This is a genomic window from Kitasatospora sp. NPDC001660 (genome assembly GCF_053596725.1).
Genome location: NZ_JBSFGU010000001.1, coordinates 137,514 through 150,178 on the forward strand (window position 1 = coordinate 137,514; position 12,665 = coordinate 150,178).

8 protein-coding genes are annotated in these 12,665 nt (G+C 73.2%); 1 reads left to right on the plus strand and 7 read right to left on the minus strand.

Features of this window, described 5'->3' with window-relative positions; genetic code table 11:
- From asnB to ACWCXH_RS00640, 7 genes are all read right to left on the minus strand, one after another.
- A complete protein-coding gene (gene asnB / locus ACWCXH_RS00610; protein ID WP_449799102.1) occupies positions 1 to 1,935 on the minus strand; it encodes an asparagine synthase (glutamine-hydrolyzing) in 1,935 nt (644 codons plus the stop codon).
- Between the two features lie 3 nt (positions 1,936 to 1,938).
- On the minus strand, positions 1,939 to 3,474 hold the full coding sequence (locus tag ACWCXH_RS00615) for a Wzz/FepE/Etk N-terminal domain-containing protein (protein WP_449799103.1): 1,536 nt from the start codon (positions 3,472 to 3,474) through the stop codon (positions 1,939 to 1,941).
- Positions 3,471 to 4,835, minus strand: coding sequence for a Wzz/FepE/Etk N-terminal domain-containing protein (locus ACWCXH_RS00620; protein WP_449799104.1), 1,365 nt, complete (start codon positions 4,833 to 4,835; stop codon positions 3,471 to 3,473). Before ACWCXH_RS00620 ends, ACWCXH_RS00615 begins: the two co-directional genes overlap by 4 nt.
- On the minus strand, positions 4,832 to 6,127 hold the full coding sequence (locus ACWCXH_RS00625) for a glycosyltransferase family 4 protein (protein WP_449799105.1): 1,296 nt from the start codon (positions 6,125 to 6,127) through the stop codon (positions 4,832 to 4,834). Before ACWCXH_RS00625 ends, ACWCXH_RS00620 begins: the two co-directional genes overlap by 4 nt.
- The gene (locus ACWCXH_RS00630; protein WP_449799106.1) at positions 6,117 to 7,433 is read right to left on the minus strand and encodes a nucleotide sugar dehydrogenase; all 1,317 of its coding nucleotides are present in this window, start codon (positions 7,431 to 7,433) and stop codon (positions 6,117 to 6,119) included. Before ACWCXH_RS00630 ends, ACWCXH_RS00625 begins: the two co-directional genes overlap by 11 nt.
- A gap of 72 nt (positions 7,434 to 7,505) precedes the next feature.
- The gene (locus ACWCXH_RS00635) at positions 7,506 to 8,990 is read right to left on the minus strand and encodes a sugar transferase (protein ID WP_449799354.1); all 1,485 of its coding nucleotides are present in this window, start codon (positions 8,988 to 8,990) and stop codon (positions 7,506 to 7,508) included.
- A gap of 716 nt (positions 8,991 to 9,706) precedes the next feature.
- On the minus strand, positions 9,707 to 10,750 hold the full coding sequence (locus ACWCXH_RS00640; RefSeq protein ID WP_449799107.1) for a zinc-dependent alcohol dehydrogenase family protein: 1,044 nt from the start codon (positions 10,748 to 10,750) through the stop codon (positions 9,707 to 9,709).
- A 174-nt stretch (positions 10,751 to 10,924) separates the two neighbouring features.
- Here ACWCXH_RS00640 and ACWCXH_RS00645 point away from each other — a divergent pair, with 174 nt between their 5' ends.
- Entirely contained in the window at positions 10,925 to 12,652 is a 1,728-nt protein-coding gene (locus tag ACWCXH_RS00645) for a GAF domain-containing protein (RefSeq protein WP_449799108.1), read from the plus strand.
- The last annotated feature ends 13 nt before the right edge of the window (positions 12,653 to 12,665 follow it).

A 12,665-nucleotide genomic window follows, 5' to 3' on the forward strand; every position in this document is an offset into this window, starting at 1 on the left:
CTACGCCGTCAAGTGAGCGCTGTGGCCGGAGCCGGAGGTCGCGCCGCGGTACCAGTACTCGAGGGTCAGCACGTGCCACAGATGCTTGGAGAAGTCCTGCTGCCCGGCGGCGTCCGCGGCGACGAGCCGCGCCAGCGCGTCGCGGCGCAGGAACCCGGAACTCACGAGCACGCCGTCGTTCACCACCTCGCGCACCAGCGGTGCCAGGTCCCGGCTCATCCAGGCGCGCAGCGGGGCGCTGAACAGGCCCTTGGGCCGGTACACGATCTCCCGGGGCAGGATCGAGGTGGCCGCCTCCTTGAGGACGGCCTTGCCCTGTCGTCCGACGATCTTGCGATCGCCGGGCACGGCGAACGCCGCCCTGACCACCTCGACGTCCACGTACGGCACCCGCACCTCGGTCGACGCGGCCATGCTCGACCGGTCCGTGTACGCGAGGTTCAGGCCCGGCAGGAACATCCGGGCGTCGCCCAGGCACATGCGGTTGACGAAGTCGTCGAGGTCGTTGTCCTGGTAGACGTCCGCGTGCTCGGTCAGCACGTCCTCGACGGTCCCGGCCAGGTCCGGATTGACCAGGGCGAGCAGTTCGTCCCGGTCGTACATGGTGTAACTGCGCCGGAACGCGGTCTCCTCGGGCAGGTCGGCGAAGGAGAGGAACCGCTTCGCGAACCGCACCGACCGCAACCCCCGGCTGGCCGTGGCGACCGGCAGCCGGTCCACGGTCGCGGCCAGGCCGCGCCGCAGGGGCCGCGGGATGCGCTGGTAGCGCAGCGCGAGCCGGTTGGCCAGGTGCTTGCGGTAGCCGGCGAACAGCTCGTCGGCACCCATCCCCGAGAGCATCACCTTGACCCCGGCCTCCCGGGCGGCCGAGCAGATCAGGAAGGTGTTGATCGCGGCGGGGTCGCCGATCGGCTCGTCCAGGTGGTACGTCATGCGCGGCAGCAGGTCGAGCACGTCCGGAGCGATCTCGATCTCGTGCAGGTCGACGCCGAACTGCTCGGCCACCCGCCGGGCGTAGCGGAGGTCGTCCGGCATCGCCTCGAACCTGGCGTCCTCCGCCCGGAACCCGATCGTGTAGGCGGAGATGCCCGGTTGGTCGCGGGCCGCCAGGGCGGTCAGGTAGCTGGAGTCCAGCCCGCCGGAGAGGAAGGTCGCCACGGGTACGTCGGAGAGCAGGTGGCGACGGGTCGACTCCTCGACGATGGCGGCGAGATCCGGCACCTCGCCGGCCCGGGCCCGCTCCCGGCCCTCGGCGGCGACGTCCCGCAGGTGCCAGAAGCGGCCGCGCTCCACCCGGCCGTCGGGCCGGCACCGGAGCCAGCTCCCCGGCGGCAGCTTCTCCGCCTCGCGGAACGCGCACCGCGAGTCCGGCACCCAGTAGTACAGCAGTGAGGCCACCAGCGCCGCGTCGTCCACCTGCAGCGACCCGCCGGTGGCGGCGGCCAGCGCCTTGAGCTCGGAGGCGAACACCAGGCCCTCACCGCGCCGGACCAGGAACAGCGGCTTGATGCCGAGTTGGTCGCGGGCGAGCACCAGGTCACCGGTCCGCTCGTCGAAGATCCCGAACGCGAACATGCCGCGCAATCGGGGCAGGCAGTCCGTGCCCCAGCGCCGCCAGGCCTCCAGCAGCACCTCGGTGTCGGAGGTACCACGGAAGCGCACCCCGGCGGCCGCCAGTTCGGCGCGCAGCTCGGGCGCGTTGTACAGCTCGCCGTTGTACGTGAGGACGAGGCCGTCCGAGACCATCGGCTGGGCGCCGGTCTCGGACAGGTCGACGATGGCCAGCCGGCGGTGCCCCAGGTGCACTTCGCCGTCACCGACGGGGTGGCCGTACCGGCCCGCCCCGTCCGGACCGCGGTGGGCGAGGGTGTCGGTGAGCAGGTCGGTCACGACCTTCCCGTCCGGCCATCGGTACGTGCCCGCGATGCCACACATGTCCTACCTCGCCTCCTGGTCGCTGTCCGGGACCCGTGCGGTCCACCTCTGTCGTCGTTCCGTCCGCCGCCCGCCCGTCCCGTTGCGCCGGGGCGGGCGCGCGTTCCGGCCGCGCGGCGCGGCGTGCGGCCCGTCCCACAGCGTGCCGTCGGTCCGGTCCCGCGGGTCGGGGTCGATCAGCACCACCCCGATCACCGGGATGCCCTGGTCCGCGAGCTGCCGCGCCACGGTGTGCAGCCATGCGGCACTGCCGTGCCCGGCACGCACGACGAGCACGGTCCGCGTGCCGAGGTACTGGAGGTCGGTCCACGCCGTGCCGGGTGCCACCGACCCGACGCCGAGCCGGCGCTCCCGGGGCGGCGCGGCCCCGGTGCGGCCGCCGACGACGACGGTCGGATCCCCCGGCCTGGCGCGGCGCTTGGCGAGCTGCGGGCCGGGCAGGCCGTCGACGACGACCCACGGCCCCTCCTCCTCCGCCGCCAGCGCACCGGCGAGGTCCAGGGCGATCGCGCTCGTGCTGCGCGCACAGCCCAGTTCGAGCAGCGACACCGCTTCCGCGGAGCCGCGCACGCTGCGGGCCAGGGTCGCGGTGAGCCGGGTCCGGGCCGTCCGGGTCCGCCGGCGCTGCCACCGTCCGCCCGACCTGCGGGGCACGCCGCGCAGCTCCGCGATGACCGAGGCGCCGAGGTTCGCCGCGATCTCCCGGCGCAGCACGGGGCGGTCCGCCACCACCGCGCCGACCGCGGCGACCGCGAGCCCGAGGACCAGGCCGAGGACGAGCCCGATCGCCGCGTCGGTGGCGGCGTCCTTGGGCAGCGACTGCCGCACGGCCCGGGGCGCGTCCACGATCTGCGTGCCGGCGACGAGCCGGGGCGTGCCGACGCTCGCCTCGGCGGCGCGCTGGCTGAAGTCGGTGATCCGCGAGGCGAGTTCGGCCCGGCCGGCGTCGAGCGACTCCCGGCTCGCCGCCGTCTTCGGGTCGCTCCGCTGCGAGGCGTCCCCGATCGCCTGGTCGACCTGGGCGAGTTCCTCGCGCAGCCGGTCGCGCTGGTCGAGCAGGGCCTTGGCCTCGGCGTCCGCGGCCTCCTGGATCCGCCGCACGTGGTCCGCGACGAAGGCGTCGGCCAGCGCCTTGGCCCGGGCCACCGCCTCCGCGTCGCTGTGGCCCGCCACGTTGATCTGCAGCAGGTTGTTGGTCAGGCCGGTGCCCCCGTAGTCCCGCATGAAGTCCTCGGGCTTCTCCGAGGACCCGAGGGACTGCAGGGCCTTGCCGGCGATCCCCGTGGTCTGCAGCAGGGCGGCGTCGGTGCGGATCAGCGTTCCGGGGTCGTTCGGCTGGTCCGCCTGATGGGCGACCAGCACCTTGACCGTCGCGCTCGGCGCGGGCGGCCGCAGGACGGCCAGCGCCGCGCCTGCCAGCAGCCCGAGCAGCGCCATGACGCACCACAGGCGGCGGCGCCTGCGCACCGCGACCACCAGCGACTGCAGGTCCAGCAGCGGGGCGGGGGCCGCCGGCTCCGGCGTCGTGCTCGTCGTCACTGCGGACCTCTCCTCGCGTCGTCGCCGACCGCGAGCACCGGCGTGGCGCCCTCCGGCCGGCGGTCGGCGGAGCGCGCCGGACGGTCCAGGACCGTCTCGGCGACGACGACACCGACGACCTCGTGCCCGGCGTCCGCGCACGCCCCGGCGATGCCTGCGAGCTCCCCGGCGGTCCAGGTGCCCGCGCTGAGCACGACCAGGGCACCGGACTCGCCGTCGTGGTCCGGAAGCAGCGGCCGGGACACCGACACGTCCACCGCCCGCAGCACGGGATCGCCCGCTGCCTCGGCGACGAGCTGCCCGGCGGCCCGGCGGGCCGTCTCGTCGCCCTCCGGGACGACGACCAGCAGCCGCCGGGGGAACGGCAGTTGGTCCCGAAGGCGGGCGCACACCCGCCGGTGGCGGAGCTGCCGGCCGGCCTCGTCGCCGCAGGCGCGCGGGGTCGGCAGGTCCCACCGGACGTCCGTGCCCAGCAGCCGGCGGACCAGGGTCCGCGGGCCACGGCCCCCGGGCCGGTGCGCGGACCGGTCGCCGGGGACGTCGACGGTGCCGAGGAACGCCGAGCCCAGCGCCGCGGCGATCTCCGGTTCGGTGCGCAGCCGACGGCTCGTCCGGGCGGCGGTGAGGTGGCCGACGACCGCGAGCAGGAAGAACAGCAGCGCCCCGGCGGCAACGAGCTGGATCCTCGTCGGCGGTGCCTCGCCGGACGGCCGGGGCGCCGACCCCATGACGACCATGTTGGCCTTGTTGGCGGCCGGGTCGACCTGGTCCAGCTTCTTGATGGCGTCCTGCAGCGCGGTGCGCAGATTCGCCAGCTCGGTGCGGGTCTGCACGCTCTCCACGGTCTGCCCCGGACCGGCCGCAGCGGCGAGGTCGCTGATGCGGCGGCCGGCCTGGAGGACCAGCTGGCGCAGTGCCTCGGGCTGCGCCGCTTCGGGGTCGGTGCTGTCGCCCGCGATCCGCGAGGCGAACGCGACGAACTGATGGGCCACCTGATCGGAGAGCTGCTGTGCGTGCTCCGGGGTGTCGGCCGTACCCGAGATCTTGATGATGTTCCCGTCCGCGGCCGTGGCGCTCACCCGGTCCCGCAGCTCGCTGCCGCTGACCCCGGTCCAGCCGAGCGTGGCGGCCGCGCGGTCGACCACCACCGAACTGGTCGCGATCTCCGCCTGGGTCAGCAGCTCGCGGTCCTGCCACACCCCCGGCAGCAGGACCGATGCCGACGTCGTGTAGCGCGGTGGAAACAGCAGGGAGGCGCCGCAGCCGACGAGCGCACCCACCACGGCGAGGACGGCGAGAAGCCGCCAGCGCCGACGGAGGATCCGGCCGACCGTGACCAGGCGTATCGTTTCGTCGCTCAACGGCGAGGCCTTCTCCCTGCCCGGTCCGTGCCGCCCGCCGACACCGGAGCCCGACTGCCTTTCACAAGCGGGCGGCAGGCGGCGGCGTAGGCGGCGAGCAGCGATCGCTGGGAGTTCCGCCAGGAGAGCGGCCCGCTGATCCGCTCCTGGCCGAGCTTGCCCATCCAGGCCCGCTTCTCCGGATCGTCCATCAGCAGCGCGATGAGCTTGGCGAACTCGGCCTCGTCGTTGGCGGGCGCGTAGACGGCGGCGTCACCGGCGGAGACCCGCGCCTCCCGGAGGTCGAACGAGACGATCGGCCGGCCCACCACCATGTACTCCAGGACCTTGTTCATGGTCGACACGTCGTTGAGCGGATTGCGCGGGTCCGGGGAGAGGCAAACGTCCGCGGTGGACAGGTAGCGCACCAGGTCGGCGTCCGGAACCCGCCCGGTGAACTGCACCTGCTCCGAGAGCCCGAGCCGCCGGGACAGCTCCACCATCGCGTCGAAGGTGTCGCCCCCGCCGACGAACACCGCGTGCCAGTCGGTCCGCCCGAGCTCATCGCGCAGTTTCGCGAGGGCCCGCAAGGCGTAGTCGACGCCGTCCTGCGGGCCCATGACGCCGAGGTAGCACAGCAGATGGGGCTTGCCGCGCTTCAGCTCCGGCTCGGGCGGCACCGGCTGGAACCGGTCGGTGTCGGGCGCGCTGCGCACCACGAAGACGTCCTCCGGCCGCCGACCGCCACGGCGCAGCGCGACGTCCCGGTAGCTCTCGTTCGTGACGAGCACGACGTCCGCGGCCCGGTAGGTCAGCCGTTCCAGCGCGCACACGGCGCGGTAGAGCAGATCCTCGCCGCGGTCGAACCGGGAGAGGTACAGCTCGGGTACGAGGTCGTGCTGGTCGAAGACGAACCGCGCGCCGCGCCGCTTCAGCCACAGTGCCGGCAGGAACAGCAGGTCGGGCGGGTTGCAGGCGTGGACCACGTCGACCGGGCCGACCTTGCGGGCCAGCCGGGCCGTGTGCCACAACGCCGATCCGTACTCCCGCAGGTAGCCGGCCGGCCCCCCGGTGGCCGCGCGCAACGGGTAGCGGTGGATCCGCACCCCGTCGATCTCCGCTTCCGGCTCCGTGTCCCGCTTGCTCCCCCGCGGACAGATGACGTGCACCGTCCAGCCCGCGTCGCGCAGCGTCGTGCACTCCTGCCACACCCGCCGGTCGAACGGCACCGACAGGTTCTCCACCAGGACCAGCGCGCGACGGGCCCGCCCGTCGCCGCCGACCGTGTCATCGAACGACGTGTCACCAGGCAAGGCCCACGTACCCCGGTCCGGTCCGGCGCGCCTCGGCGTCGGGAAGGCGGACGAGGTCGACGATCACCGGGCCGTCGCCGTGGGGCAAAGCCGACAGCACCGCCGGGTCCTTGGTCCCGACCACGCACACCTCAGCGTGTTCGAGCACCTCGCCGACGGACTCCGCGAGCAGCTGCGCGAGGTGCGGCAGCCTGGTCTCGATGTACTCGCGGTTCGCGCCGAGCAGCCGGGCGAGGTTCACGTTGGGGTCGTAGATCCGCAGGTCGTAGCCCTTGCCGAAGAGCCTCTCCGCCAGCTCGACGAGCGGGCTCTCGCGGAGGTCGTCGGTGCCGGGTTTGAAGGACAGGCCGAACAGGCCCACCCGGCGCTTGCCGGTGCGCTCGACCAGTTCCACCGCGCGCTGCAGGTGTTCGGAGTTGGAGGGCAGCACGTGGGAGAGGATGGGCACCGAGACGTCGGCCCGCTGCGCCGCGTGGACCAGGCTGCGCAGGTCCTTGGGCAGGCAGGAGCCGCCGAAGGCGAAGCCGGGCCGCAGGTAGGCGGGGCTGATGTTCAGCTTGCGGTCGGCCAGGAACACGTCCACCACCTGGTGCGAGTCCACTCCGAGCGCCCGGCACACCGCGCCCAGCTCGTTCGCGAAGCCGATCTTGAGGCCGTGGAACGCGTTGTCCGCGTACTTGATCGCCTCGGCCGTCGGGACCGGCACCCGGAACACCTCGCCGGGCAGTCCGTCGTACAGCGCCGCGACCACGTCGCCGCTCGCGGGGTCGAGCTCGCCGATGACGGTCTTGGGCGGGTCGAAGAAGTCCCGCACGCTCGTCCCCTCGCGCAGGAACTCCGGGTTGACGGCGACCCCGAAGTCCACCCCGGCCGTGCCGCCGGCGTACTTCTCCAGGATCGGTACCAGCAGGTTCAGGCAGGTGCCCGGGAGCATGGTGCTGCGGAACACGACGGTCTGCCGCCCGCCCCGCTCGGCCACCGCGGCACCGATCTGCTCGGTGACCCGCTCCAGGTACGTGGTGCACAGGCTGCCGTTGGGCTCCGACGGCGTGCCCACGCAGACCAGCGACACCTCGCTGGCCATGATCGCCTCACGGACGTCGCCGGTGGCGCGCAGCGCTCCGGTCCGCACGACCTCGGCGATGAGCTCGCCGATCCGCTCCTCGACCACCGGGGCCTTGCCGTCGTTGACCAGGTCGACCTTCACCTGGTTGACGTCCACCCCGATGACCTCGTGCCCCAGGCTGGCCAGGCACGCGGCCGACACGCAGCCCACGTAGCCGAGCCCCAGGACGCTGACCCTCATGACCCGTTCCTCCCCTCAGGCAGGCCCTTCTGGCCGGCCATCCACGTGCCGATCGGACGACGCCCCCTCGCGTCAGTACGCCCCCTGCCCCTGGAGCACCGCGCGCAGGGTCTTCCACAAAATCACCGTGTCCAGGGCGAGCGACCAGTCCTCCACGTACCGAAGGTCCAGCCGGACCGCCTCCTCCCACGGCAGGTCGCTGCGTCCGCTGATCTGCCACAGGCCGGTGAGCCCGGGCTTGACGAGCAGCCGCCGCCGGATGTCCGGGCCGTACGCGGCGGACTCCTCCGGCAACGGAGGCCGCGGACCGACGAGCGACATCGAGCCGGTGAGCACGTTGAGAAGCTGCGGGAGCTCGTCGATCGAGTACCGGCGCAGCACTGCTCCCACCCGGGTCACCCGTGGATCCCGGCGGAGCTTGAACAGCAGGCCGGCGCCCTCGTTGCGGTCGGCCAGTTCGGCACGTGCCCTGTCAGCCCCGGCGACCATGGTGCGGAACTTGACCAGGGTGAACTCGCGGCCGTCCTTGCCGACCCTGTGCTGCCGGTAGAACGCCCCGCCCCGGCTGTCCACCAGCACGAGCAGCCCGACGAGCACCATCAGCGGCGCGAACAGGACCAGCAGGACTGCCGCGCCCAGCCGGTCGACGACCTCCTTGACCGCCCGGCGCCCCCCGGTGAAGGCCGGCATGCTGACCCGCAGCATCGGGATCCCGAGCACCGCGTCGACGTGCAGCCGCGGTCCGGCCACCTCCATCAGCACCGGTGCCACGACCATCTCGGCATCGCCGCCTTCGAGGTTCCAGGCCAGCCGCTGCAGCCGGTCGGGTGACCAGTACGGGTCCGGTGTGATCGCGACGACCCGGTAGCCGTCGCGGCGGACGTGGTTGGCGACGTCCGTCAGCCGGCCGACGACCGGCACTCCGTCCAGTCGGTCACCGTCCGGACCGAGCGAGTACGGCGTGCACACCGCCTCCACCCGCCAGCCGAGGTGCGGGAACTTGCGGGTCCGGGTGATCAGGTCGCGCACGGTGGCCGGGCTCCCGGCGGCGAGCACCGGGCGCAGGCACCGTCCGTGGTTCCGCTGCTTGTGGAGCCAGAGGCGCAGCAGATACCGCTCGGTCATGGTGATGAGCGTGATCGCCGGGATCGCGACGAAGATCCAGAGCTTGATGTTGCTTGAAGTGAGGGCGATCCCGCCGAGCGCGAGTACGACGGCCGCCGTGAACAGTGAGCGTCCGAGCCGGCGGAATTCCTCGGCCCCCTGGCCGAGCACGGCCGGAGCCCACGACCGGGTCATCGCGAGCGCTCCCAGCACCAGCAGCTCGGTGCCGAAGGCGAGAATTCCCCATTTCTCGTGCCAGTTGGCCGCGTCCCTGACCCCGAAGAAGCCGCCTATCGCCGCGACCACGAAGGCGGTGGCCACGGTATCGCTGATGATCACAGTACGGCGGTACTGCTGCTCCCAGTCGATCTCGGGCCGGCTGATTCTCCCGTTCCTCGGACGCCCCCGCGCCGGCAGAAACGGGCCGACTAATTCTCCTTCCCCCTGCTCCACAGCCCCCTTCAGGTCGCCAGTGGGTTCGACGTGTTCGCTCCACACGGTTCCTCCCCCCGGGAGGCTCACGCCTCCCGCACCTGATTCCTCCCCTCGGGAGGCCCCGCCTCCCGTGTCGCGCTGTTCCTACCTCCGGGAGGCCCCGCCCCCCCCCCCGCGAATGGCGAACCGGCTACTGCAGCGCTACTCGAACATCCCGCCCAGGCGCCGGCTGTTCGCATGTCCTGCCGGAGTCCCGAGGTGCGCGGGAGACCGTCGACGGTGGCTCTTCACACTCAAAGCCCCCTCTCGGGCGCCAAGAATCGATCACCCCGACGTCTGCCGCCGGGGACGCGACCACCGGCTGTCCGCAGCGCCGGACCTGTGGATCACCACGGGTCGCCTCGCGTCCGACCGTGCGATCGAAAATCAATGTAGAGCATCGGGGCCGTCCAATGAGGGGGATGTGTGAAACGCGTGCTCGAGATTTGAAGCCGGATCTACCGAACGGCGGCCGCCGACGGTGCCTAGAAGACGAAGACGTGTGTGGTGACCTGTGATGACGGGGGTTCTCCGGGCTGCCGGCACCGGCAGCCCCAGGCGTCCCGCCACTGCCGGCCGGGCCGCGCTCGGGACATGGGCGAAGCCACCTGTCCGCCGGCGCCGTGCGGCGCGGGTGCGGGCCGGGCCGCCGGCGACCGCCGGGGTCGGCGCGGCGACCCGGCAGATGCGCGAACTCACGTCCGGAAGAGCGCGACCTTGAGGGACCCGGTGTCGGCCACGTCGGCGAAGACGTCGTACGCCTCCTGCATCTCGTCGAGACCGAAGCGGTGGGTGACCAGCCCCGCGACGCCAAGCCGGCCAGCGGCCACCAGGTCGAGCAGCATCGGGGTGCTGTACGTGTCCACCAGACCCGTGGTGATGGTGACGTCGCGGATCCACAGGTCCTCCAGGTGGAGCACCGCCGACGTGCCGTGGACGCCCACGTTGGCCACCCGGCCACCGGGGCGCACCAGGGTGGTGCACAGCTCGAAGGTTCCGGGGACGCCCACCGCCTCGATCGCGACGTCCACGCCGAGGCCGTCCCGGCTCAGCTCCCGGACGGCCTCCGGGGTGGCCTCGGCCGCGGTCAGCGTCGTGTCGGCACCGAAGCGCCCGGCGGCGTCGAGGCGGCTCTGCGCGAGGTCGATCACGACGACGCGGGACGGGCTGTACAGCCGGGCGGTGAGGACCGCGGCGAGCCCGACCGGCCCCGCGCCGACGATCGCGACGGTGTCGCCCGGGCCCACCCGTCCGTTGCGGACGCCGACCTCGTAGGCGGTGGGCAGGATGTCCGCGAGGAGCAGGGCGTCCTCGGTGGTGACGTCTTCGGGCAGCTTGTGCAGGGAGGTGTCCGCGAAGGGGGTGCGGACGTACTCGGCCTGGCAGCCGTCGATCAGGTGACCGAGGACCCAGCCGCCACCGCCCGTGCACTGGCCGTAGCGCGACCGGCGGCAGTACGCACACCGGCCGCAGGCGGAGATGCACGAGATCAGCACCCGGTCGCCGACCCGGACCGTGCGCACGCCCGGGCCGGTCTGAGTGACGGTGCCGACGGCCTCGTGGCCGAGGACGCGCCCCTCGGCGACCTCGGGGACGTCACCCTTGAGGATGTGCAGGTCGGTGCCGCAGATGGTGACCGCATCCACCCGGACGACGGCGTCCTCCGAGTCCCGGAGGGCCGGGTCGGGGACCTCGCCCCAGGTGCGGCGGCCGGGTCCGTGGTAGGTGAGCGCTTTCATGCCGTGTCCGTTCCTTTCGCGGGCCGGAGCCGGTGGTTCCGCCCTTCCAACCTTCTACCGATCCGTGGCCGCCGCCAGGGGCCCGGTGGGGTCCTCCCGCTGGGCCGATGGGCCCCTCGCGCCCGGCGCGGCGGGCCGTCCGCGCCTACCCTGGTCAGTGGCGTCAAGCGAGCCATGGAGGGTTCCTTGGGCAGCGCATCGGAGGATCCGTCTCCCGTGCCGAAGCTGCGGCTGGACGAGCTGCTGGACGAGCTCCAGGCCCGGCTGGACGCGGCCCGCGGCACGCGCGACCGGGTGCACAGCCTGCTGGAGGCGGTGCTGGCGGTCGGGCGCGACCTGGAGCTGTCCCAGGCGCTGAAGCACATCGTGGAGGCGGCGGTCACCCTGGTGGACGCCGAGTACGGCGCCCTGGGCGTGATCGGCGAGGACCAGCGGCTGTCGCAGTTCATCCCGGTCGGCGTCACGGACGAGCAGGTCGAGCTGATCGGCGCCCTGCCGTCCGGGCACGGCATCCTCGGCGAGCTGATCCGCCACCCGGAGCCGCTGCGGCTCTCCCGGATCTCCGACCACCCGTCCTCCTACGGCTTCCCGGCCGACCACCCGCCGATGAACAGCTTCCTGGGCGTGCCGATCCGGATCCGGGACAAGGTGTTCGGCAACCTCTACCTGACCGAGAAGCGCGGCGGCGGTGACTTCGACGCCGAGGACGAGTCCGTGCTCGCCACCCTCGCCGTCGCCGCCGGGGTGGCGATCGACAACGCACGGCTCTACGCCCGGGCCCGGCAGCGGGAGCGCTGGCTGGAGGCGGGCGCCGACGTCACGGCCAGCCTGCTGTCGGGGAGTTCGGAACAGGACGTGCTCGACCTGCTGCTCGCCCGGGCCACCGAGATCGTCGGTGCGGACCTCGCCGCCGTCGCCGTGCCGCTGCCGCAGACCGGCGAGCTGGAGGTCCGGATCGCCGCCGGGCTGGGCGAGCAGGAGCACCGCGGCCTGGTCCTGCCGGTGGAGGGGTCGTTCGTCGGCGCGGCCGTCCGCACCGGTGGCCTGGTGGTGAGTCCCGATGTCCGGAAGGATCCGAGGATCACCACCGGACCACCCCGCTGGAAAGGCCTGGGCCCGGCCGTCGCCGTCCCCATCGGGACCGCCGAACGCGGCGTGCGCGGCGTGCTGATGCTGGCCCGGGCCGCGGGAGCCCCGCTGTTCGACGAGGGCGAGTCCGGTCCGCTGCTGGGCTTCGCCGCCCAGGCGGCGGTGGCGATGGAGCTCGCCGAGCGCCGTCGCGACTCCGAACAGATCGCACTGCTCCAGGAGCGCGACCGGATCGCCCGCGACCTGCACGACCTGGCCATCCAGCGGCTCTTCGCCACCGGGATGACCCTCCAGGGTGCCACCCGGTTCATCGAGCACCCCGAGGCCACCGACCGCGTCCTACGGGCGATCGACGACCTGGACGAGACGGCGAAGACGATCCGCGCCACCATCTTCGGCCTGCGCCTGCGCGAGCGCGGCCCGGCCGCGGTCGGCCTGCGCGCCCGGCTCGTCGAGGTCGTGGAACACGCCGCCCGCGCTCTCGGCTTCACCCCGGGCCTGCGGATGACGGGCCTGCTCGACGTCGGGGTGCCCACCGGGGTCGCGGACGCGGCCGTCGCCGTCCTGGAGGAGGCCCTCTCCAATGCCGCCCGCCACGCGAAGGCGGATTCCGTCGAGGTGTCGATCGACGTCGGCGCCGAGCTGACGATCGCCGTGACCGACGACGGAGTCGGCCTCCCCGGGGGCGGCCGCCGCAGCGGCCTCGCGAACCTCGCCGACCGTGCCACCGCCCTGGGCGGCACCTTCACCGCCCGCACCCGCCCCGAGGGCGGCACCGAACTGCTCTGGCGCGTGCCCCTGCCGAAGGCCTGAGCCTCCGGCTCCA